Here is a 21,718-nt window from a genome sequence, read left to right as displayed (position 1 = left end):
CCTACGCCGCACATGCCCCACACCTTTCAGCCCCGGGTGCTTCTCATTTGGCTGGTTACTATTGTGATGGCCTTACGTACCTTGCCGGGGCAGGCGCAAACCGTTACTACCGGTCCCGACTCTGCGCGAGTCTCTACCCCGGATGTAAATGACTCCTTGCGCCGCACGGAGAAGCTTTTTGGCTGGCGCGTAACCCGGCCGCAGAAAGCAGCGCTGCTGGCGTTAGTGCTGCCTGGTTCAGGTCAGATTTATAATCGCCAGTACTGGAAGCTGCCGTTGGTGTACGGTGGCCTAGGTGGCATTGGCTACGGCCTGGTGTTTTACCAAACGCGCTATAAGGAGTACGTCAACGGGAAAAACCAATTTGTTGATGCCCAAAACGCAGGTAAGCCCATTTCCATTAGTGAACTCTCTGGGTCCCGGGTTAAGCAGGAAACCAGCATCGCCAACGTGCAGCGGGGCATCGTCTTCTACCGGCGCAACCGCGACACCTTTATCGCTTACACCGCGCTGGTGTACGGTGTCACGATTTTGGATGCCTTGGTGGCCGCCCACCTGCGCGACTTTGATATCAGTGAAGACCTGAGTATGCGCCTAGACCCAGCTGTCCTGCCCTCGTCTTCCTTCAAGCAGCCGGCCACTGGCCTAGCGCTGACGTTTACCCTAAAATAACTCTCCCTTCTCGAATGAAGCTTCTCCTGATCGGCTACGGCAAAATGGGCCGGGCCATCGAGGCCCAGGCCATTGACCGGGGCCACCAAATTGTTGGCATTGTAGATCCCGCACACCCCAACGTTCATATCACCGATTTCACGGCTGCTACGGCCGATGCGGCCATTGAATTCACGCATCCCGATGCCGCTTTCCAGAACGTGCAGGCCTGCCTGCGCCAGGGTATTCCGGTGGTCTGCGGTTCAACTGGGTGGCTTCATCACTTTCCCGAAGCGCAGGCTCTTAGCCAGCAGACGGGTACACCATTATTCTACGCCTCCAACTACAGCGTGGGGGTGAATCTGTTCTTCCATTTCAACGAGTACATAGCTGCCAAAATGCATCAGTTTGGCGGCTATGATGTGCAAGTGCGCGAGATACACCACACGCAGAAAGTAGACCAGCCCAGCGGCACCGCCCTGACAACCGCCGAGGGCATTTTGCGTCACTTCCCCAATAAGACTACGTGGCGCAACGAGGCAACCCAAGCTCCGGAGGAACTAGCTATTATCTCGGAACGGGAAGGTGCCGTGGTGGGTACCCACATCGTGACGTACTCCTCCCCTGCCGATACCATCGAGCTAAAGCACGAGGCCCATTCTCGCGACGGGTTTGTGCAGGGTGCCTTATTGGCCGCGGAGTGGCTTCCGGGCCATCAAGGCGTATTCGGCATGAAAGACCTGCTAGGCCTATAGGTGCACCTGTGCGCTAGAGGAATTACTTTGTGGAAGCTCCTGGTACTTCCTACTCTGCTTCTCACTACTGCACAGATTCACGTCTTGCTTATCTTCATTGCATTATTTCGCATCTTCCGGCGTTCATAACTGGAAGCGACCGGTATGTACCGGTTGTCGTTTTTTGGCCCTGACTATTATGGCTGTACAATCCTGGGAGAAATACCTCGAAAAGAATAAACCGGCTCCGGCACCTGTCACGACCAATGGCAAGCCGAAAAAGCACAAGGGCCCAATCAGAGAGTGGACCGACGCTATTTTGTTTGCGGTAGTCGCGGCTACGCTTATCCGGTGGGCGACCTTCGAGGCCTACACCATCCCGACGCCATCCATGGAGCACTCCTTGCTGGTGGGCGACTATCTGTTTGTGAGCAAGCTGCACTACGGCCCGCGCACCCCGCAAACGCCACTGCAGGTGCCGCTCACGCACCAAACTATTTGGGGCACTAATATCAAGAGCTACTCGGAGGCTATCCAGCTGACCAGCCACCGCTTGCCGGGCTTTTCTTCGGTGAAAAACAACGACGTGGTCGTGTTCAACGTGCCAACCGAAGCCGAGCATCCCGCCGACTTGCGCACCAACTATATTAAGCGCTGCATTGGCATTCCCGGCGATGTGCTGACCATTGTTAACGGCCAAGTGTCGGTAAATGGTAAGCCTGCCAAGAACTACCCCGAGATGCAGAGCAGCTATTTTCTGCAAATATCGCAGCCTAATGACGACATGCGGGATGCATTTAAGAAGTATGGCGTTGTCGACTACGACAATACCGAAACTGGTATGCCTTCTGCTCCATTCGGACCCGACCCAACATATGGTGATGGTTATCGCGTAAACATGACGCCGGCGGCAGTAGCTTACTTCAAGCAACAGCCATACGTAAAAGGCATCATTGATTTGAAAACCCCGGCTGGGCAGCCTGAGCCTGGACAGCAAGTATTCCCAAATAACCCTGACGCGCCGTATAGCCAACCCTTAGCTAACCCGCCTTATCCTACTTGGAACAAGGACAACTACGGTCCTATTCAGATTCCGAAGAAAGGTCAGACGGTGCAGCTCACGCCGCAAAACACGCCGTTGTACCAGAAGATTATTCTACGCTACGAGCACAATGATGGCATGATGCTGGACCCGAACGGAGTAATTACGCAGAATGGTCAGCCGCTCACGAGCTATACCTTCAAGCAGGATTACTACTTTATGATGGGCGACAACCGCCACAACTCACTTGATTCCCGCTTCTGGGGCTTTGTACCCGAAGACCACATAGTGGGGAAAGCAGTGCTTATTTGGTTGTCGATAGACCCACACGCATCTTTCCTGAAAAAGATCCGCTGGAACCGCTTGTTCAACTTGGTTGATTAACACCGAGGTTGATTGATGGGCATGGATTTGTGTCCTTAGCCTTCCAAAGCAAAAACGCCTTCCTCTCATGAGAGGAAGGCGTTTTTGCTTTTATATCGTGACTTGGTTAGCTACCAATTGATGGGAGCTAGGCCATTTTTCTCCAGATATGCATTGGTCTGGCTGAAGGGCTTGGAGCCAAAAAAACCACGGTCGGCGGCGTAAGGCGATGGATGAGCGGCTTTGAGCACGAGGTGCTTGCGAGTATCTATGATTTCGCCCTTTTTCTGCGCGTAGGCCCCCCACAGGATGAATACTACATGTTCTTTCTCTTCCGATATCTTTTGGATTACGGCGTCGGTGAACTGCTCCCACCCTTTCTTTTGGTGGCTACCCGGCTCGCCCGCGCGCACCGTGAGGGTGGCATTAAGCAACAGCACACCTTGCTCAGCCCAGCGGTCGAGGTTGCCATTAGGGGCTGGAGGCGTGTTTGGCAGGTCGCTCTGCAACTCTTTGAATATATTCTGCAGGGAAGGAGGCGTCCGGACACCCTCGGCCACCGAGAAGCTTAACCCATGGGCCTGCCCTTTACCGTGGTATGGGTCCTGGCCTAGAATCACAACTTTCACCTTATCAAAGGGGCAGGCATCAAAGGCGTGAAAAATTAGCGGCCCGGGCGGGTATACTGTAGCCGTGGCATATTCGCCCTTTACAAAGGCAATCAGGTGCTGAAAATACGGTTTTTCGAACTCGGCATGGAGTACCTTGCGCCAGCTTTCTTCTATCTTTACAGACATACAGGAGTATATTATTTTGCGGTTGGTTAAGCCTCTTGGAGCTCTGGCTGCGTAGATAAACTAAATTCCTAATACGGCTGTTAGCTTTCTCCCACCCCGGACCTCAGGAGCCATGAATACGACCACAACACAGGGTGTCACCGTTAGCGTAACCACCAATTACCTGCCCGACTATTCGAGCCCAGGTCAGGAACATTACGTTTTCGCTTACAAAATTGATATCCGCAACGACAGTGAATTTACTGTTAAACTGCTGCGCCGCCATTGGTACATCTACGATGCTAACGGCGCCGTGCGCGAAGTAGAAGGCGAAGGCGTAGTAGGCCAGCAGCCCGTACTGGAACCTGGCGAATCGCACCAGTATGTTTCGGGCTGTAACCTTAAGTCGGGACTTGGCAAGATGCGGGGCTCATACCAGATGGAGCGCCTGATGGATGGCAGCGAGTTTGCTGTTGAAATTCCCGAGTTTACGCTTGTGGTTCCGTACCGCTTGAACTAATAGTTGCTTGCCCTAGGCCAGCACAGAAACGCCTTTCTTCCCAGAGCAGCTTGTTGCCTTGGTTGAAGAAAGGCGTTTCTGTGCTGGCTGAGTAGCCTATTCGATCTTAAAAAGCCGCGTAGCTTTGCTGGGCACATTTCAGTCAGCGGCTAGGCCAGTAGTACGGGTCGCTCTTCTCCTCACGTTCGTATTTTGCTGTTTCAACTTCTTAGCTACCTCCGGTTTCTGTTGCAATCAGGCAACACGCATGGGCTACACTCGCCTTTCGTTTTTGGCCTGTATGCGCACGTAATTGGGCATGATGGGCAGTTTGCCGCTTACGAACCCATTGAAACCCGGCGCCGGGAGCTGTTACAGAGCTCAACCAGTATTCAGGTGCGTGACTTTGGGGCTGGCTCGCACACAGGGGCCGGCCGAACCCGCCGCATCCGCGACATTGCTCGTGCTGCTGCCAAGCCCCGGCCGCTCGCGCAGCTGCTGTTCCGGCTAGTGAATGCGTTTCAGCCACGCACGGTGATTGAATTGGGCACATCTCTAGGCCTTACGACGTCTTACTTGGCTTCGGCCGATTCTCGCGCGCGTGTGCTCACGTTTGAGGGCTGCCCGCAAACGGCAGCCGTTGCCCGCGAAACGTTTGCTGCTCTAGGCCTAGGTAATGTAGAGCTCCGGGAAGGTAACCTTGACGAGACCCTCGCACCGGCGCTAGCGGCCCTCAATGCCCCCGTTGACTTTGCGTTCTTCGATGGCAACCACCGTTATGAGCCCACCCTGCGCTATTTCGAGCTGATGAATGCGCACCGTACCGATGACAGCGTATTTGTATTGGACGATATCCATTGGTCGGAAGAAATGACCCGTGCCTGGAAGGCCATCCAACAGCATCCAGATGTTACCCTGACCATTGATTTGTTCTTCATTGGATTGGTATTCTTCCGGCGCAAGCAGCCTAAACAGCACTTTATCCTGCGGTTTGATAACTTCTTAGATAAGCTGCTAGAGCATACTCGCCGACTTTCTGCTTAAGCATCAAGCTCAACCAAAACTAAAAATACTAACCACAGTAGCATAAGAGCCGTTGAATGCTAGTATATTTGGCAAACGTACGGTTGTCACCCCGCCAACGCGGCTGCTTAAAACAGCGAAGCCCGTGCTTGGGGCACGGGCTTCAGGATAAGAAGGGTGTTTAGGCCACCCTCAAATCCAGTCGTTATGGACAAGGGTCGTACAAACATGGATGGGCTTCAGTTTGAATGCTCCATTCATGTGACCACTACTTTCATGGTAAAAGTAGTGGCCGCTTTAGGCGGAATCGGAGGCGTATACCTCCTTTTCGGACTGTAGCGGTAACGGTAGCAGGGGGCGCAAGCTCTCTGCTACTTTCGTTTTCAACGAAACAAATATAGCGTATGTTTTTGCAAAATGTGGCCTCCGTTGGCACCCATTTGCTAGCAAAAGAAGTGGCCTAACGCACCGCTTCCCGCACGCGCGTGAGCTTAATCAGTAGGTCTTCCAACCGATCAAGTGACAGCATATTTGCGCCATCAGATTTGGCGGTGGCGGGGGTTGGGTGAGTTTCAATGAACAGGCCATCGGCGCCCACCGCAATAGCGGCTTTGGCAATAGTCTCGATCAGGGCTGGCTTGCCTCCCGTTACGCCGCTGCTCTGGTTGGGCTGCTGCAAGGAGTGCGTTACGTCCATCACCACGGGCACGCCAAACTCGCGCATCACTGGCAAGTTCCGGAAGTCTACCACTAGGTCGGCGTACCCAAAGGTGTTGCCACGGTCGGTCAGGATCACGTTCTCGTTGCCCGATTGGCGCACTTTATCCACGGCAAACTGCATCGACTCACCAGACAGAAACTGTCCTTTCTTCACGTTTACAACTTTGCCAGTTTTAGCGGCAGCAATGAGCAAGTCGGTCTGTCGGCACAAAAAGGCCGGAATCTGCAGTACATCCACAAACTCGGCGGCCATAGCTGCTTCCTCCGACTCGTGGATGTCGGTAACGGTTGGCACACCAATCTCGCGGCCTACTTTCTCTAGAATACGCAACGCCTTTTCGTCGCCGATACCTGTGTAAGAATCGAGGCGGGAGCGGTTGGCCTTGCGGTAGGAGCCTTTGAAGATGTACGGAATCTGGAGTTTATCCGTAATGTGGCGCACCTGTTCGGCAATACGCAGGGCCATGTCTTCGCCCTCAATCACGCAGGGCCCGGCCATCAGGAAAAATTGGCCAGAATTAGTATTGCGGAAATGCGGCAGCGTGTTAGCAAGAGTTTGTAGCATGAAAGCGCAGGTTAGAGTTTAGCCGAAGCTTGGCGGGTGTATAGAACAGAGACAAGTGGCCTAGGCCACCCCATTATTTTCTTCTCAGGCATATAAACAACTCCCGACCCTGCCGGGGCGGAATGGAATTGAAAGCCGTATCGAAGTGCACAAAGTTGAAGTATGGTTGAAAGTACGCGTGGTACTCTTCGCGGGAGCCGCCAAACGGTGGCCCAGGCTGGCTAAAGGTAGTCGCAAATAAGAGGCCTACCAGCGTACCTCCGGGACGCAGCAACTCGGCGCAGTGCTGGGCGTACGCGGGCCGCAGGTCAGGATCGAGGGCGCAGAAGAAGGTCTGCTCCACCAGCATATCGTAGGGCAGCGAAACGGGCAGCTGAAAAAAATCCTGTTGCAGCAGGTGGCCTAGCGGGAAGTCAGGCACCCGCTGTTGCAGGTCGTGCAGGGGGGCCGCGGCCACATCGGCTACAAATACATTCGACCAACCAGCATAATGCAGGTACTCAGCCTCATAGCCTCGTCCCACGCCCGGAATCAGGATGCGGCGTGCATCTGGCGGGCCCAGCTGCGCAAAATAATCTCGCAGTGGCGGCGTTACCGCACCTGTATCCCAGGCCGTCTGGCCGGTAGCATAACGCTGCTGCCAATACGCAGCATCAAGGGTATAATCCAGTTGCATATGGTGGCAGGATTGTATCTTGGGACTTGCCTGGGTACGGAACTCCGTTATTTTTGCCCTAAAGGTAATGCCTTCGTCCGGACCATCCGGGCTTCACTTAACCCCCTCTCCTTCCATGGAACAAGACAACAGCCCCGAACCAAAGAACAATAACAAATGGCTCCTGCTTATCGCCCTTGTCCTGCTCTTGGTCGGCATCAATGGCTTTCTGTTCTACATGAATCGGCAAAAGACGCAGCAGAATGAGCAGCTGCAGTCGGAAGTACAGGTGAAAGACACCAAGCTGGAAGAACAGATCAAGCAGTACGAAGCTCTAAAAGCTGATTTTGAGCGGCAGAGCCAGGAAGTGCAGGGCATGGGCCTCGCCAACGATTCGCTGGAAGCTAAGCTGGCCCAGATTAACGCCGACCTGCTCCGGCTACGCTCCTTCAAAGCCGGTAGCTTTAGCATTGCCGAGCAGCGCCGCTTCAAGCAACGGGCTGCTAACTTCGAAAATCAGCTGCGCAAAAAAGACGAAGAAATTGCCCAGTTGAAGGCCGACAACGAAGCGCTTTACACTGAAACCACTACGCTCAAGGAGCGTCAGAACAAACTGACTGACACCATCTCCACGGTAGTTCGCTCCAACCAGGAGCTGTCGGAGAAAGTATCTATTGCCTCGCGTTTGCAGGCCGAGAATATCCGGGTTGGAGTAGTTAACAGCCGCAACAAGGAGAAAGACGACGATGACAACGAGTTCAAGGCTCGGCGCGTGGAGAAGGTGAAGGTAACGTTCAACCTGGCCCGCAACGACGTGTCGCCGAAGGAAACCAAGCAGATCATGATGCGTCTGATTGAGCCAGACGGTGCAGCCCTGTATAACCTGAGCACCGGTGGTGGCACATTTACTATTGATGGCTCTGAGGCATTTTACACGGCTAAGCAAGACATCGTATTCGACAACACCCGTCAGCCTGTGCAGTTTCTGTACGCCAAAGGTGCTGCGTACAAAACCGGCTTGCACACGGTAGAGCTGTATGAAGGGGGCGTTATGATCGGCAAAACCACCTTCACGCTGAAATAGGCCTAGGCCACTTCCTAGCCTTAACTATACAAAGAAGGCCGCCCTCTTGGGCGGCCTTCTTTGTTATGGAGCATTGGATATTGACTTATACTAGGGCCTTGGTTTTGGCCTCATACTCATCGAGTTTCTTGATGGTATCCTTGATGTTTTCTGTGAGCAGCACGATTACGGAGCCTTCTTGTGCAGTGCTCAGCACATGATCAATGGCATCCATCTCGTTTTCGATGTAGGTGATAGGCAACTCCGGCGCATCTAAACGCAGCCCTTGCATCATGATTTCCTTGAGCTGCTCGGCGGTCTTGCCACGCAGGTCACGGTCTTGTCGCAACACCACTTCATCAAACATTTTACCAGCGACCCGGGCAAAGCTGAGCGTATCCTCGTCGCGCCGGTCTCCTAGGCCTGATACTACCCCAATTTTGCGCGTGGCCTCAGTGGCCCCCAGGAACTGAGCAAACTTCTCAATCCCGTGCGTATTGTGGGCGTAGTCGACGATGACTTCAAACTTAGGGAACTTGTAGGTGTTCATCCGGCCTGGCATTTTGGCCGCGGAGGGCACAAACGTGCGCAACCCCTGTTTGATTTGCTCTTTATCGAACCCATAGCAATAGCAGGCCAAGGCTGCCGCCAGTGAGTTTTCGATGTTGAAGGTAGCCCGGCCACCGAACGTAATTGGGAAGGCCGTGGCGTGGTCGATGCGCAGCTTGTAGCTGTTCTTGTAAATCGTGATGTAGCCTTCTTCGTACACCGCCGCTAGGCCACCGTGCTCAATGTGCTCCCGAATGCGGGGGTTGTGCTCGTTCATGCTGAACAGCGCCACGCAGCAGTCAACCTTCTCGCGCATTGCATACACTAAGTCGTCGTCAGCATTCAGAACGGCATACCCATCCTTGCGCACAGTACGGGGCAGTACTCCTTTCACGTTAGCCATTTCCTCCACGGTGTATATATCGCGGAGGCCTAGGTGGTCGGCGGCTACGTTGGTCACTACCGCTACATCGCAGGTATGAAAGCCCAGACCGGAGCGCAACATACCGCCGCGGGCCGTTTCCAGCACTGCAAAATTCACGGTAGGATCTTTCAGCACAAACTCGGCGCTTTGGCCGCCCGTACAGTCGCCGCTTTGCAGCTGCACGCCCTGAATATAGATACCGTTGGTGGTGGTGTATCCCACCTGATGCCCAGCAGTGGCTACTACGTGCGCAATAAGCTGCGTAGTGGTGGTTTTGCCATTAGTGCCGGTTACGGCCATAATTGGAATACGAGCAGTGCTACCCCGCGGGAATAGCATATCTACCACCGGCGCCGCCACGTTACGCGGCAAGCCCTCAGTAGGCGAAATGTGCATCCGGAAACCAGGAGCAGCGTTTACTTCAATCACTGCACCCCGCGCCTCATTTAGCGGCACGGCAATATCGTTGGTCAGCAAGTCGATGCCGCAGATATCGAGGCCAATGATGCCCGCTACTCGCTCGGCCAGCAACACATTGTAGGGGTGTACTAAATCGGTGACATCAGTAGCGGTACCACCCGTGCTAATATTAGCTGTGCTCTTCAGGTACACTTCCTGTCCGGCCGGCAGCACCGAGTCGAGGGTCAGGTCGTGGGTTTTAAGGATATCGAGGGTGTGCTGGTCGGCTTTAATGCTGGTCAGGACTTTCTCGTGACCTATCCCCCGACGAGGATCTGTATTTACCTCATCGATGAGTTGCTGAATAGTGCTCGTGCCGTTGCCTTTTACGGCCGCCGGCGTGCGCTTGGCCGCTGCAATCAGTTTGCCATTCACAACTAGCATACGGTAATCGTGCCCTTCAATAAAGCGCTCCACAATTACCGCGCGTGAATACACTTGGGCAGCCTTTAGGCCCTCTACCGCGCCTTCCCAGTCTCGGATGCAAATGGTAGCTCCTTTGCCATGGTTGCCATCCAGGGGCTTGGTCACAATGGGGAAGCCCAGTTCTTCAATAGCGTCGCGCAGTCCTTCTTCTGAGTACACGGTGGTGCCGCTTGGTACTGGTACACCTGCATCCCGCAGCATTGCCTTCGTCCGGTTTTTGTTGCCGGCTACCTCTACACCCGCGTGGGAGGTATAGCTGGTAGTGGTGGCCCAAATGCGTTTTTGGTTTACGCCGTACCCTAGCTGAATAATGCTGCTGTTCTTGAGCTGGATGTAGGGGATATTGCGCGAAGCCGCTTCCGATACTATACTCCAGGTGCTAGGCCCGAAAAACTCCTCTTCCCGAATCTCGTGCAGTTCCTCAATTACGGGCTTAAGACTAACAGAACGCTGGTGGCACAAATCATCTACGATTTGCACGGCAGCCTCGGCAGCCATCCGACCGGCGCGCTCCTCCTGATAAGCAAACACAACAAATTCTACTCCTTCCTGATGCGCCGGATACGATTTACCCCAGTGCACAGGCATGCCGGCTGTGCGCTGCAGTGCCAGTGCTACATGCAGAATCACGTGGCCTAGCGGCTCACCATCGGCCAGTTGCTCTTGGGTGAGAGGCGGATTTTTCTGCGCTGATTTGCTGGAATCATTGTTTTGCGGCTGCGCTAGCTCCGGTAGCAGGTCCGGTAATTGCTCCGCTAACGCGGGCACTGTATTCGACCACGCGTCGGCCAAGTCCTGCATGTCGACTTTCATTACGATGAGCTTGAAGTGCTTCACGGACCAGTAGCTGGGTCCGCGCATCGTGCGGAGGTCAATAATTTTCATGGATGATGAACGGGAAAGAAGTAGTTGCGTGCGCGCTCTTACGCAGAAACGAAATGTAGGGATAATACCGCAAGAAAGGCTTTTTCTCTTCTGCTGGCTTGCTAGGGGCACCTAAGTCATTCTCAGGCACCAAGAATTTTGAAAAAGCATGCTCTTGCATGCTGTTCCGGGCTTCTGTTTCAGCTGCGAGCAGAGTGACCTTAATATCGCAGTACGGTGGCCTAGGCTAGGTGTTATAGTTGGGCGAGGCTTAAAACGCAAAAACCCCGGTCGGGGCTAATCGACCGGGGCACACAAAGCGTACTCTAGAAAACAGGAATTGTAAGAGAGGTGACGAGCGGATTCGAACCGCTGTAGGAGGTTTTGCAGACCTCTACCTAGCCACTCGGTCACGTCACCAGTGGTTTTGAGGATGCAAACATACGCTTTAATCCGACTTAAGCCAAAGTGCAGGTCAGTTTTTACCCAGGTGCGTTGGTAACTAATTGGAGCAGTGAGAGAAATTTTACGCATCTATGAAGCAGTTGCCAATTCAACTGGGGTGGCCTAGCGGTTAGCTAAGACATTGATCATTTGAGTGCAGCTCCAGTACTTCTCTTGCGTGCAATTAGATGGCAACAAAAAAGGCCCCGGATTGCTCCGGGGCCTTTTTGCTTAGAGAGAAGGAAGCTTAGGCTTTCTCGTCTTCTTTTTTGTCAGCATCATCGTTGCCGAGAGCGTGCTTCACGGTGTCTACTACGTCGCCGGCAACTTCCGTTACCTTGTCGATAGCAGCCGAAGCAGCACCCGTTACAGCCGACAGGATACCACCTTCAGCGGGAGCATCTTTAGCGGAGAGCTTCTGCTCACCAGCCTGACGCTCGCTGCCCATCATCTTGTCGCGCAGAGCCGACAGAGCATCCAGGTCACCGAGGGTCGACTTCTCAGCCGCCTGTGGCTTCTTCAGGTCGCTGATTTTGCCTTCGCCTTGGGCGGGAGCAGCACCAGCAGCGGGCTTCTTCTTCGCGAACTTAGCGTTGCGGGAATCATCTTCCTGAGACTGGTTGAACACGGCAGTGTGTGACAGCACGATGCGACGGTCATCCTTCGAGAATTCAACTACGCGGAAGTCCAGCGATTCGCCGTTCTCAGCGTTGCTGCCATCTTCTTTCACCAGCGACTTGGGGTAAGCGAAGCCCTCGATGCCGTACGGCAACTCGAGAACAGCACCGCGGTCGTTTTTCTCGGTGATAGTAGCCTTGTGCACCGAACCGGGGGTGAATACCGTCTGGAACGTATCCCAGGGGTTTTCTTCTAGCTGCTTGTGGCCCAGGGCCAGACGACGGTTAGCAACGTCCAGTTCCAGAACTACCACGTCCAGACGATCACCTACCTTCACTACTTCCGAAGGATGCTTGATCTTCTTGGTCCATGACAGGTCCGAAACGTGCACGAGGCCGTCCACACCTTCTTCCAGCTCAACGAACAGGCCGAAGTTGGTCAGGTTGCGCACCAGACCGTTGTGGTTGGTACCTACTGCGTACTTCGTAGCGAAGTCGCCGCGAGTCCATGGGTCTTCGCTCAGTTGCTTGATGCCCAGGCTCATCTTGCGGTCTTCGCGGTCGAGGGTCAGGATCTGAGCCTCTACTACGTCGCCCTGCTTGATGAAGTCCTGTGGGTTACGCAGGTGCTGGCTCCACGACATTTCTGAAACGTGGATCAGGCCTTCTACGCCGGGGATGATTTCCATGAACGCACCGTAGTCGGCAACGTTCACGATGCGGCCTTTCACCTTCGAGCCTACGCCCATATCGGCGGGCAGCGAATCCCATGGGTGAGGAGTCAGCTGCTTCAGGCCGAGGCTGATACGCTTCTTGGCTTCATCGAAGTCCAGAACTACGATGTTCAGCTTCTGGTCGAGCTGCAGTACTTCGCTCGGGTGAGCGATGCGGCCCCACGAGATGTCGGTGATGTGCAGCAGACCGTCTACGCCACCGAGGTCGATGAACACACCGAAGTTGGTCATGTTCTTGATAACACCCTCGAGGATCTGGCCTTTCTCCAGGTTGTTGAGGATGGCTTCGCGCTGCTTCTCGAGGTCTTTCTCGATCAGGACTTTGTGCGAAACTACCACGTTGTCGAAAGCGGCGTTGATTTTCACCACTTTCACTTCCATGCGACGACCAACATAGATGTCGAAGTCACGGATAGGCTTCACGTCAATCTGCGAGCCGGGCAGGAAGGCCTCAACGCCGTCCAGATCCATGATCAGACCACCTTTGGTACGACGCTTTACCACGCCTTCCAGCACGGTGTCGTTTTCCAGGGCGTCATAGATAGCTTTCCAAGCCTGCTTGATCTTCGCCTTCTTGCGCGACAGGATCAGCTGACCGTTGGCATCTTCTTGGTCTTCAATGAATACCTCTACCTGGTCACCGATTTTGAGGTCGGTCAGGTCACGGAATTCAGTGATAGACACCAGACCATCGGATTTGAAGCCGATGTTCAGGATTACATCGCGGTCGGTGATGCCTACCACGGTGCCTTTTACTACTTCTTCTTCCTGTACCGTCGTGAGGGTCTCACCGTACATCTGTTCCATCTCGGCGCGCTGCTCAGCGGTGTAGTTACCACCGAAGCTGTTGGCTCCAACATTGTCCCAGTCGAAGTTGTCTACTAACTCTGCCATTAGTTTGCTTATAGCCCTGCTCTACACGTCCGGCACAGGGCCAACTCCGGAACGCGTTTTTACTTGATACACAGAGCCAAAGCTCCGGCCCGCCACCCTGGCGGGGGCGCAAAGATACGGAAGTTTGGGGAGAGTTAGAAATGCCGTCTTGCTGTCTAAATAAGTTGGATGCAATCAGTCTGATATAAGAACGACATCCTTAAAGCATCGTGGGTTGTATCTCAGCTTACAACTATCCCCTGAAACTAGATTTGATCCGTGATTCGATACGGTCACCTCATACCTTTTCTCTTGTATACAGTAAGTAACACGAATGTTTTTGCTATTTGAGCCAATAACATAGCCTGTTACTTCGCGGCCATTCTCTCTTATAGTTTCGCCATTTCCAGCGGCTTACTTCTAGGCCAGTAAATAGCAGCACCACTGTAGCTATAGCTAATATATTCCTCCTATTATTCTGAACTCTAATTAACCACTTGTTCCGAGTAACGGTTGATTTTCTTGCCCTTCTGTTCATTCTCAAACGCTATTGAACAAGATGCAAAGAGAAGTAGATATTGCATCTCCTCGATATACCCTATCTATCTACTTAACTATTCGTATTGCTCAGTATTCGTATCTCAACCATTGTCACATAAACACTCGCTTCATGACCCGATTAGAGATTATCAGAAAGACCAGCGTTGCCTACAAGGAAATCCTCAGCAAGATCGAAACCAGGAGAGCTACCTGGAAGAACGATACTCGGAACCTGCTGCTGGAGCAGCTGAACGAGGTGCAGCGGGAAGTGAACCTGAATTGGTACGTGGATACTGATAATTACTTGGAGAATCGGGAGGTGATATTTCTGTCATTTAACTCCTCTCCCAGCGGCATCAAAACCGTATTGCACGACGAGCAACAACATGAGACCGACTTCCGCCACTATGTAAAGAAAGGCGGCGCCCTGCTCTACTCCCAACTTTCCGACTCACGGGTATACGTAAGCATTCAGTACCCCGAGATTGTGGAGCTGAAGGACTGCGGGGAGCCCAAATTCCTAGATAGCTTCGAGCCTGAAGAGCTAACCTCTGATATTATTTTGCACCACGTACAGGAGTTTTTGGAGGAAATGATTCACTGGGAGCAAAACGTGCGCGACATCCCAGGCTTCCGAGTCATTTCTCAGTAAGCAGCAAAACCAAAAAGCCCCTCACCGCTAGCAGTGAGGGGCTCTTTAGTTAATAGGCCTAGCCGAGACTACTTGCGACCTAGCTCCCGCAAGTGAGCAACGTGGGAAGCCACGGCGTAGCGCATCTTGGGGTACTCATTGTATGTAATATTGAACTCCTCGCACACCTGCCGAATAATCTTGTTCAGGGCGGGGTAATGCACGTGCGAGATGTTAGGAAACAGGTGGTGCTCTACCTGAAAGTTGAGGCCGCCTACCAGCCAGCTAATGACTTTATTGTCGGTAGCGAAGTTGGCGGTGGTTTTGATCTGGTGGATGGCCCACTCGTCCTCAATCTTGTTGGTGGTAGCGTGAGGCACCACGAAGCTGGTGTGCTCCACCGTGTGCGCCAGTTGGAACACGATGCTCAGGGTAAAGCCGGCCACGGCCATAAACACCAAGAAGCCTACCAGCCAGCCCAGGAAGCCCACCGTGTAAATGGGCAGGGCCACGAACAGGCCTAGGTGCAGCACCTTGAAGCCCCAGAATACGCCTTGGTCAGAGGCAGACATCTTCTTGATAGCCATTTCACCGATTTTGCCACGGAAATACTTCTGGTAGTCCATGTAGAAAATCCAGGCGATGAAGAGCAGGGCATAGAAGAACCAGAAGTACAGGTGCTGGAAGCGGTGGAGCTTGCGGCGGGGTTGCTCAGGGCTCAGACGCAGCCAGGGCTGAGCATCCAGGTCATCATCCACACCTTCCACGTTGGTGTACATGTGGTGGATGAGGTTGTGCTTCATGTTCCACATGAAGGAGTTGCCACCCATTACGTTGAGAGTAAAGGCTGCGAACTGGTTAACCCATTTACGCTTGCTGAAGGAGCCGTGGGCGCCGTCGTGCATCACGTTGAAGCCAATGGCGGCCCCGATGCCGCCGAGCAAGGCGCACTCCAGGATGCCTAACCAGGCAGTGGGTGTCCAGAACACTAGGTGGAGGTACACTGCCACGAAGGCAGCAGTAAGCAGAATAGCTTTGAATAACAGGGTTTTGCCGCCGGTAGTTGATTTTCCTGCCTCGGCGAAGTAGGCATTGGTCCGGCGTTTCAGCTCTTGGTGAAAAGAGCGCGAGGCCGAGAATTTGGGTGCTTGCATATGGTGGTGAGAAGAAGTCGGGGGTAAAGATACTCCTTCTAATACCGATGAACTTGATAAGGTGCCAAAGGGCGGTATTTTGTACGTAAGCCAGTTGGTTGCACTACGCACAAGAATCGGGCGGTCACAGTGGCCATAACGAGCAAAGTCAGACTGGCCTAGCAACTACTTACGCTCACATAAGTAGTTGCTAGGCCAGTCTGAAGTCTCACTACCGGTATTACTTACGCACTACCTCCCTCCCACCGCCTACGGGCAGGCCCGGTTGCAGCAGAGGTTGCAGCGCCGAGAAAGGCACGAACACCCGGATTTCACCCTGGGCGTACGAGGCTACCTCGTAAGGTACGTATACGAACACGGCGCCACCACTAGTAAGAAACACGTTGTGCGTAACGGGGAGTGTATTCTCGAAAAGAGCTTTGGACAGGGGCTCACCGGGCCGGAGCCCGAGGGTGAGCCGGGCGTACTGGCCTAGCAGCTTCTCCAGGGCATGCTCAGTACCGGGCCGGAAGATGTCGGAGTAGCGCAGGGGTCGGCCAGTGCGGGTGTCGTAGCTGCGCACGGTAGTGCCGTAGTTACCATGGGCACCGCCGCTATAATCAAAGACAAAGAACCCAATACTAAGCAGATTACCCTTGTTCCAGAGCACGTACGTATCGGCTTCCGTTTCATAGTTAAGAGTAGCAGCCGGGCGGTAAGAACTACTGGTATCGGCCAGGGCAGCTTCTACCAGGGGCCCTACGTCTTGCTGGTAGTCCTTCAGCGCGTCGCGCTTTTGCTGCCACACGGCGGCCAGGGTAGGATTAGGCGTAGTATCAACGGTATCGCCGCGCAGGCCGCGCAGCAGATGGTACTGGATGGTTTGCTGCGCGGCCCCGCTGGTAGGCAGTAGGGCGTGCAGGCGTGTACGGCCGAAGATGGAATCCTGCGGGTGGTTGGGCCGGGCGGGCACCGAATCAGTGAAAACCCGAGATACGAAGCCAATACCGCCAGGGGGCTGCACCAGCCGGAACTGCAGTGGCTGGCCCTGCTGAGAGCCCACCAGCAGGAAGCCGTTTTGCTTTAGCCGCCAGGCTGGGCCCTCTCCTGTTTGCGGTAGGCCACTGGTACGGAGGGTAATACTATCGGGAGAGCTGCTGGTGCCGCTTACCTCGTGGGGCTGGCCGTCGGCGGTAGCGTAGAAACCCCAGATGCGGTTTTCGCTGAAGTCGCCGCGGCTTTTGCCAAAGCTCTGCAGGTGTAGCGTCACGGTATCGGGCGTGCCGGGCACCACGCCGCGGTACTGCCGGTACCACGCGCCCGGCGAATTGGATGGATTGGTCGCCGCCGCGGTGGTAGGTGGTGCTGCGCCCGTGGTGGTAGCGGCGGTATCAGATTTGGATTGGCAGGCAACCAGCAACAGGCCTAGGCCTGCTTTGGCAACTATGCTACCTGTACTGGCATCTAAACGGGGGCGGAATATATAGCTCATCCGCTCAAAGGAAGGAGATTCAGAATAGGTGTACAACTTATTGGCGTAAGCTCATCGATACTCTCCCCCAAACGTATGTATCAACTCAATTAGCCTCCATTTCTACACCTCCTAAACCTGACTTTCATGAGCTACATCAAAGCTGGCACCGATGCCAACGGCAACGACGTTAAACTGCATTACATCGATCAAGGCGAGGGTAACCCCATCGTGCTGATTCACGGCTGGCCCGCTTCCTATGAAATGTGGGAATATCAGCTGGCTGAGCTGCCCAAGCACGGTCACCGCGTAGTGGCCTATACCCGCCGCGGCTTTGGTAATTCCTCCAAAACCTGGGAAGGTAACGATTACGATACGCTGGCCGACGACCTCAAGGCCGTGCTAGACACGTTGGACCTGCAGAACGTGACGCTGGTAGGCTTCTCAATGGGTGGCGGCGAGGTAGCCCGCTACATGAGCCGGCACGGCGGTGCCCGCGTTAGCCGCGTGGCGTTTGTTTCGGCTGTAACTCCTTTCCTGCTCAAAACCGATAACAACCCCGACGGCGCCGACAAGGAAGTATTCGATAAAATGGTAGAGGGCATCAACAAAGACCGCTTCGACTTCCTGCAGACGTTCGGCAAGCAGTTCTTCGGTGTGGGCGTAATTAGCCACCCCGTAAGCCAAGCTACGCTGGACTGGATGCAGTCGATTTGCCAGTTGGCTTCGCCCCGCGCTACTGAGCAAGACGTGTATGCCTTCGCCGCCACTGACTTCCGCCAGGACTTAGGCGCCATCCAAGTGCCCACGCTGGTTATCCACGGCAGCAGCGACGATACGGTACCGGCCAAAGTGAGCGGCGAGCGGATGACGCAGTACGTGCCGCACGCTCAGTACGTGGAATACAGCGGCGCCCCGCACGGCCTGTTCATCACGGAGAAAGACCGCCTCAACCAAGACTTGCTGGCCTTCGCGGGCGGCGGCTCGGCTCAGCAAACTGCCGACCGTTACTAAGTAGCCTCACGTAGCCACAAAAAAGAGCCCCTGGCCTAGGCCAGGGGCTCTTTTTTGTGAGAAATAAAAAAACCGACCAGCCCGGAGGCGGTCGGTTTTAGTGAAGATAGGCGTGCCAGTTTTGGTCGAGGGTACCGGCGCTGAGTTTGAGAAATCCGGTAAGGGTAGGTTTTTTGGGCTGTTGCCGAATGGTGAGCCCGGCTTCTTGCGGGGTTCTGTGGCCTTTAGCGTGGTTGCATCTGGAGCAGGCCGTAAGCAGGTTGCTCCAACTGGAGTCGCCACCCCTACTCCTGGGCAACACGTGGTCCAGAGTGAGGTTTTTGGTGGAGCCGCAGTATTGGCACTCGAAATGGTCCCGCTTCATGATGTTGTGACGGCTCAGGGCAATGCCTTTGTAGGGCACACGCACGTACCGCTGCAGCCGGATAATGCTAGGCTTGGGGAAGGCCGTGCTTACCGTGCGCATCACGCCATCTGACTTGGCAATCAACTCCGCTTTTTCCAAAAACAGAAGCACAAAGGCTTTCTGTACACTACACAGCGTTATGGCGGTGTAGTCGCCGTTTAACACGAGCACTTTTTGATCCATATGCGCTATAAGAAAAAGAATCTGTCCTGCCTGAAAGCTAGATGATTCTTAGCGCATTAACAAGTGCTCGTAGTGGTTGATTGCTGGTTATTTATTGGAATAACCCAACGCCCACTATATCTCGCTATATAGCCATCGACCTACCGTACCCATCAATCATCCGACAGAATGCGCTTGATGAGACGCAGCTTGTGAGAATACTTTTTCCGGTCGCGGTTGTAGATGCCGTTGTGGTCGAGGGGGTCTATGCGGACTTCACCGCTGGCGTGCAGAATCTGCTGGTCTTCGAGCAGTACGCCTACGTGGATGATGCGCCCTTCCGCGTTATCAAAAAAGGCCAGGTCACCGGGGCGGGTCTGGGCCACGAAGTGTACCACCTGGCCTACGTTGATCTGCTGGTGAGCATCGCGCGGGAGCTGCACGCCAATAAGACCATAGAGCTGCTGCATGAGGCCCGAGCAGTCAACCCCGAACATGGTCTTGCCGCCCCACAGGTACGGCGACTTCAGAAACGTGAGAGCCATTTTCTGCAACAGACGCAGGCGCTGGTCGACGGGGCCGTGAGGACCATGGCCGTTCTGAGGGTTGGTGGCGGCGCCGTTGTAGAACATCTGCTGCTCACCAAGGCGCAGGGTCATACCATCGAAAAACGGCAGACGAGCGCCCAAGCTCACTGGTATGCGCGTTGTGGTATTGCTCACCATTTGCACCACGTCGAGGGTGCGGGGGTGGTCCTGGGCCTGCCAGGCCTGCAGGTAGTCGGGCGTAACGGGCGTGTGCTGCTTGAAATCAATCCAGCCCACGTATTGGTCGGCGGCGCTGCGCACCTGGCACCAGTTGCCCTGCACCAACAAAATAGAATAGCACTCCCCGAAGATGAGCTGGGTAACAATTTCGGCCTTATCAGAAGGCTCGGCGCGTACCGGCACGACGCTCAGGGCGCAAATTCCGTGATCCAAAGGTGACGTTGTGAGATGATGAAGTTGCGAAGATAGCTACTGCTCCACGTAACAGAGTAGCAGAATTTTACTACCCAAAACTGCTATCGGGCGAAATTCTTGCTTTAATCTGAGCCTACCAAGCCTGCTTCGCAAATTCGCTAGCGCACAACATCAGCACTTGTGTTAGTACTCCCGAGCGCGGTCCATTTCGCGGCGCTGGTCCTTGGCTTTGATGTCCTCGCGCTTATCGAAGAGCTTCTTGCCTTTGGCCAGGGCAATTTCCAGCTTGGCAAAGCCCCGGTCGTTCACGTACATGCGCAGCGGAATGATGGTGAGGCCCTGTTCCTGGTTTTTGTTGGCCAGCTGCTTTAGCTCGCGCTTGTTGAGCAGCAGCTTGCGGGCCCGGGTGGGCTCATGGTTGTTGTATGTACCCTCAGTGTACTTGGCAATGGTGAGGTTGTGCACCCACAGGCTACCATCGGTGTGGAAGGAGCAAAACCCATCCTGGATTTGCACGCTGCCCTCGCGGATGCTCTTGATTTCGGTGCCCTGAAGCATAATGCCGGCATCATACTTCACGATGAAGGCATATTCGTGGCTAGCGCGGCGGTTAAGAATGTTAACGCGCTTGGGAGTATCGTCTTTTTGTTTGGCCATGAAAAAGTAGCCGCAGGAAAGGCGGCATAAGCAAGGTTCGCAAATGCGGGCAGCAAGGTTGCGAATAATTCGAGAGAAGGCGTGAACGAGTGGCCTAGGCTAGCTTTAAGCGTGGGTCGGAGCTGACGAGCTGATCGGCGAAGTCACCGGCTTCGTATTGGAAGTGGGCCGTCATGGCTACCATACCGGCATTGTCGGTGCAGAATTGAAAGGCAGGGATGAACACCTGCCAGCCTTGCACTGCCGCTTCATCCTGCAAGGCTTGGCGTAGGCCACTGTTGGCGGCCACGCCCCCGGCCAGGGCAATTTGCGTGAGGCCGTTATCGGCGGCGGCGCGACGCAGCTGACGCAGCAGCGTCTGGATGATGGTGTACTGGATGCTGGCGCACAGGTCTGGCAGGTTTTCCTGAATAAAGTTGGGGTTTTGGGCTGTTTCTTTCTTCAGGAAGTAAAGCACCGAGGTTTTAAGTCCGCTGAAGCTGAAGTCGTAGCCGGGCATGGCACCCACTGGGAACGGGAAACGCGTGGGATTACCTTCGCGAGCCAGCTTATCGAGGTGGGGGCCGCCAGGGTACGGCAGGCCTAGCAGCTTGGCGGTTTTGTCGAAGGCCTCGCCGGCGGCATCGTCAATGGTCTGGCCAATAATTTCCATGTCCATGGCGCTGCGCACGATGACTAGCTGAGTGTGGCCGCCACTCACGGTGAGGCATAGGAAGGGAAATACTGGCCTAGGCTCTTCAATAAAATGCGCTAGAATGTGGGCCCGCATGTGGTTTACCGCAATCAGGGGCTTACCCAGGGCCAGGGCCAGGGTTTTGGCAAACATGCCTCCTACTAATAAAGAGCCGAGCAGGCCCGGCCCCTGCGTGAAAGCCACGGCATCAAGGTCGGCCTTTGCCACACCCGCCTTTTGGAGAGCGGCATTTACTACCGGAATCAGGTGTTGCTGGTGGGCGCGCGAGGCCAGCTCGGGCACCACGCCGCCGTATTGCTCGTGCACCTGCTGGGTGGCCACCACATTGGAGCGGATTTCGCCCCCGACCATTACGGCCGCCGAGGTATCGTCGCAGGAAGATTCAATGGCCAGGATAACGGGATGTTGCATGGTTATACGAGGAAGGTAAACTGATGAGGGTGGCCTAGAACCAGAGCAGGCGCCCATTACAGAGTCAGGACGAGAGAGTTTTCTCGCATTTTAACACCAGAAAACTGCTAGCTTGTTCGACAAAGGTCGGGCAAAATGCTAAACCTTGCAGCCTCG

19 protein-coding genes and 1 tRNA gene are annotated in these 21,718 nt (G+C 54.5%); 8 read left to right on the top strand and 12 right to left on the bottom strand.

Features of this window, described 5'->3' with window-relative positions; translation table 11 throughout:
- Positions 1 to 12 precede the first annotated feature (12 nt).
- From EU556_RS06505 to lepB, 3 genes are all read left to right on the top strand, one after another.
- The gene (locus EU556_RS06505; RefSeq protein WP_135432292.1) at positions 13 to 672 is read left to right on the top strand and encodes a DUF5683 domain-containing protein; all 660 of its coding nucleotides are present in this window, start codon (positions 13 to 15) and stop codon (positions 670 to 672) included.
- Positions 673 to 686: 14 nt separating this feature from the next.
- The gene (gene dapB, locus EU556_RS06500) at positions 687 to 1,406 is read left to right on the top strand and encodes a 4-hydroxy-tetrahydrodipicolinate reductase (protein ID WP_135432290.1); all 720 of its coding nucleotides are present in this window, start codon (positions 687 to 689) and stop codon (positions 1,404 to 1,406) included.
- A gap of 178 nt (positions 1,407 to 1,584) precedes the next feature.
- Positions 1,585 to 2,811 (top strand): signal peptidase I, encoded by a 1,227-nt coding sequence (lepB, locus tag EU556_RS06495; RefSeq protein WP_135432288.1) that lies wholly within the window; start codon positions 1,585 to 1,587, stop codon positions 2,809 to 2,811.
- A 110-nt stretch (positions 2,812 to 2,921) separates the two neighbouring features.
- Here the strand turns inward: lepB and EU556_RS06490 are convergent, their stop codons facing one another.
- A complete protein-coding gene (locus tag EU556_RS06490; protein WP_135432286.1) occupies positions 2,922 to 3,587 on the bottom strand; it encodes a uracil-DNA glycosylase in 666 nt (221 codons plus the stop codon).
- Between the two features lie 112 nt (positions 3,588 to 3,699).
- Here EU556_RS06490 and apaG point away from each other — a divergent pair, with 112 nt between their 5' ends.
- Together apaG and EU556_RS06480 are read left to right on the top strand one after the other, a co-directional pair.
- On the top strand, positions 3,700 to 4,086 hold the full coding sequence (apaG, locus tag EU556_RS06485) for a Co2+/Mg2+ efflux protein ApaG (protein ID WP_135432284.1): 387 nt from the start codon (positions 3,700 to 3,702) through the stop codon (positions 4,084 to 4,086).
- 192 nt (positions 4,087 to 4,278) lie between these two features.
- Complete coding sequence (locus EU556_RS06480; protein WP_135432282.1) at positions 4,279 to 5,109, top strand: O-methyltransferase; 831 nt, start codon at positions 4,279 to 4,281, stop codon at positions 5,107 to 5,109.
- A gap of 439 nt (positions 5,110 to 5,548) precedes the next feature.
- Here the strand turns inward: EU556_RS06480 and kdsA are convergent, their stop codons facing one another.
- Positions 5,549 to 6,373, bottom strand: a complete 825-nt coding sequence (gene kdsA, locus EU556_RS06475; RefSeq protein WP_135432280.1) for a 3-deoxy-8-phosphooctulonate synthase — start codon at positions 6,371 to 6,373, stop codon at positions 5,549 to 5,551.
- Positions 6,374 to 6,446: 73 nt separating this feature from the next.
- A complete protein-coding gene (locus EU556_RS06470; protein WP_135432278.1) occupies positions 6,447 to 7,049 on the bottom strand; it encodes a methyltransferase domain-containing protein in 603 nt (200 codons plus the stop codon).
- Between the two features lie 115 nt (positions 7,050 to 7,164).
- Here EU556_RS06470 and EU556_RS06465 point away from each other — a divergent pair, with 115 nt between their 5' ends.
- Positions 7,165 to 8,112: a hypothetical protein gene (locus EU556_RS06465; protein WP_135432276.1), complete on the top strand. Its 948-nt coding sequence runs from the start codon at positions 7,165 to 7,167 to the stop codon at positions 8,110 to 8,112.
- 85 nt (positions 8,113 to 8,197) lie between these two features.
- Here EU556_RS06465 and cphA read toward each other — a convergent pair whose 3' ends face one another.
- The 3 genes from cphA to rpsA all read right to left on the bottom strand — a co-directional run bounded on the left by cphA (position 8,198) and on the right by rpsA (position 13,502).
- Positions 8,198 to 10,834 carry a cyanophycin synthetase gene (gene cphA / locus EU556_RS06460; RefSeq protein WP_135432274.1) on the bottom strand — a complete coding sequence of 879 codons (2,637 nt, stop codon included), beginning with the start codon at positions 10,832 to 10,834 and terminating at the stop codon, positions 8,198 to 8,200.
- A 328-nt stretch (positions 10,835 to 11,162) separates the two neighbouring features.
- Positions 11,163 to 11,233: transfer RNA gene (locus EU556_RS06455), tRNA-Cys, on the bottom strand.
- A 271-nt stretch (positions 11,234 to 11,504) separates the two neighbouring features.
- Positions 11,505 to 13,502: a 30S ribosomal protein S1 gene (gene rpsA / locus EU556_RS06450; RefSeq protein ID WP_245327455.1), complete on the bottom strand. Its 1,998-nt coding sequence runs from the start codon at positions 13,500 to 13,502 to the stop codon at positions 11,505 to 11,507.
- A 649-nt stretch (positions 13,503 to 14,151) separates the two neighbouring features.
- On the opposite strand from rpsA, the gene EU556_RS06445 reads away from it, so the two are divergent.
- A complete protein-coding gene (locus EU556_RS06445; protein ID WP_135432272.1) occupies positions 14,152 to 14,673 on the top strand; it encodes a hypothetical protein in 522 nt (173 codons plus the stop codon).
- A gap of 68 nt (positions 14,674 to 14,741) precedes the next feature.
- Here EU556_RS06445 and EU556_RS06440 read toward each other — a convergent pair whose 3' ends face one another.
- Entirely contained in the window at positions 14,742 to 15,806 is a 1,065-nt protein-coding gene (locus tag EU556_RS06440) for a fatty acid desaturase family protein (RefSeq protein ID WP_135432270.1), read from the bottom strand.
- A gap of 220 nt (positions 15,807 to 16,026) precedes the next feature.
- The gene (locus EU556_RS06435; protein ID WP_135432268.1) at positions 16,027 to 17,277 is read right to left on the bottom strand and encodes a DUF3298 and DUF4163 domain-containing protein; all 1,251 of its coding nucleotides are present in this window, start codon (positions 17,275 to 17,277) and stop codon (positions 16,027 to 16,029) included.
- A gap of 126 nt (positions 17,278 to 17,403) precedes the next feature.
- Between EU556_RS06435 and EU556_RS06430 the strand changes: the two genes are divergently transcribed.
- Positions 17,404 to 18,270: an alpha/beta fold hydrolase gene (locus EU556_RS06430; RefSeq protein ID WP_135432266.1), complete on the top strand. Its 867-nt coding sequence runs from the start codon at positions 17,404 to 17,406 to the stop codon at positions 18,268 to 18,270.
- 97 nt (positions 18,271 to 18,367) lie between these two features.
- On the opposite strand, the gene EU556_RS06425 is transcribed toward EU556_RS06430, so the two are convergent.
- The 4 genes from EU556_RS06425 to tsaD all read right to left on the bottom strand — a co-directional run bounded on the left by EU556_RS06425 (position 18,368) and on the right by tsaD (position 21,562).
- Positions 18,368 to 18,859 carry an HNH endonuclease gene (locus EU556_RS06425; RefSeq protein ID WP_135432264.1) on the bottom strand — a complete coding sequence of 164 codons (492 nt, stop codon included), beginning with the start codon at positions 18,857 to 18,859 and terminating at the stop codon, positions 18,368 to 18,370.
- A gap of 152 nt (positions 18,860 to 19,011) precedes the next feature.
- Positions 19,012 to 19,818 carry a C40 family peptidase gene (locus EU556_RS06420; RefSeq protein ID WP_245327454.1) on the bottom strand — a complete coding sequence of 269 codons (807 nt, stop codon included), beginning with the start codon at positions 19,816 to 19,818 and terminating at the stop codon, positions 19,012 to 19,014.
- 165 nt (positions 19,819 to 19,983) lie between these two features.
- Positions 19,984 to 20,457 (bottom strand): SsrA-binding protein SmpB, encoded by a 474-nt coding sequence (gene smpB, locus EU556_RS06415; protein ID WP_135432262.1) that lies wholly within the window; start codon positions 20,455 to 20,457, stop codon positions 19,984 to 19,986.
- Positions 20,458 to 20,551: 94 nt separating this feature from the next.
- Positions 20,552 to 21,562, bottom strand: a complete 1,011-nt coding sequence (gene tsaD, locus EU556_RS06410; RefSeq protein WP_135432260.1) for a tRNA (adenosine(37)-N6)-threonylcarbamoyltransferase complex transferase subunit TsaD — start codon at positions 21,560 to 21,562, stop codon at positions 20,552 to 20,554.
- Positions 21,563 to 21,718: the final 156 nt, after the last annotated feature.

This window comes from Hymenobacter fodinae, assembly GCF_004745825.1.
In the GTDB taxonomy this organism is placed as follows: domain Bacteria; phylum Bacteroidota; class Bacteroidia; order Cytophagales; family Hymenobacteraceae; genus Hymenobacter; species Hymenobacter fodinae.
The sequence above is the reverse complement of the archived record's forward strand: the minus strand, read 5'-3'. Positions and strand labels throughout refer to the sequence as shown.

Bases quoted from the DNA above. Each gene is read 5' to 3' on its own strand.
- apaG (WP_135432284.1), top strand. From the start codon at position 3,700: ATGAATACGACCACAACACAGGGTGTCACCGTTAGCGTAACCACCAAT.
- cphA (WP_135432274.1), bottom strand. From the start codon at position 10,834: ATGAAAATTATTGACCTCCGCACGATGCGCGGACCCAGCTACTGGTCC.
- tsaD (WP_135432260.1), bottom strand. From the start codon at position 21,562: ATGCAACATCCCGTTATCCTGGCCATTGAATCTTCCTGCGACGATACC.
- EU556_RS06430 (WP_135432266.1), top strand. From the start codon at position 17,404: ATGAGCTACATCAAAGCTGGCACCGATGCCAACGGCAACGACGTTAAA.
- EU556_RS06435 (WP_135432268.1), bottom strand. From the start codon at position 17,277: ATGAGCTATATATTCCGCCCCCGTTTAGATGCCAGTACAGGTAGCATA.
- EU556_RS06440 (WP_135432270.1), bottom strand. From the start codon at position 15,806: ATGCAAGCACCCAAATTCTCGGCCTCGCGCTCTTTTCACCAAGAGCTG.
- kdsA (WP_135432280.1), bottom strand. From the start codon at position 6,373: ATGCTACAAACTCTTGCTAACACGCTGCCGCATTTCCGCAATACTAAT.
- smpB (WP_135432262.1), bottom strand. From the start codon at position 20,457: ATGGCCAAACAAAAAGACGATACTCCCAAGCGCGTTAACATTCTTAAC.
- dapB (WP_135432290.1), top strand. From the start codon at position 687: ATGAAGCTTCTCCTGATCGGCTACGGCAAAATGGGCCGGGCCATCGAG.
- EU556_RS06425 (WP_135432264.1), bottom strand. From the start codon at position 18,859: ATGGATCAAAAAGTGCTCGTGTTAAACGGCGACTACACCGCCATAACG.
- EU556_RS06490 (WP_135432286.1), bottom strand. From the start codon at position 3,587: ATGTCTGTAAAGATAGAAGAAAGCTGGCGCAAGGTACTCCATGCCGAG.
- lepB (WP_135432288.1), top strand. From the start codon at position 1,585: ATGGCTGTACAATCCTGGGAGAAATACCTCGAAAAGAATAAACCGGCT.
- EU556_RS06465 (WP_135432276.1), top strand. From the start codon at position 7,165: ATGGAACAAGACAACAGCCCCGAACCAAAGAACAATAACAAATGGCTC.
- EU556_RS06505 (WP_135432292.1), top strand. From the start codon at position 13: ATGCCCCACACCTTTCAGCCCCGGGTGCTTCTCATTTGGCTGGTTACT.
- EU556_RS06445 (WP_135432272.1), top strand. From the start codon at position 14,152: ATGACCCGATTAGAGATTATCAGAAAGACCAGCGTTGCCTACAAGGAA.
- rpsA (WP_245327455.1), bottom strand. From the start codon at position 13,502: ATGGCAGAGTTAGTAGACAACTTCGACTGGGACAATGTTGGAGCCAAC.
- EU556_RS06470 (WP_135432278.1), bottom strand. From the start codon at position 7,049: ATGCAACTGGATTATACCCTTGATGCTGCGTATTGGCAGCAGCGTTAT.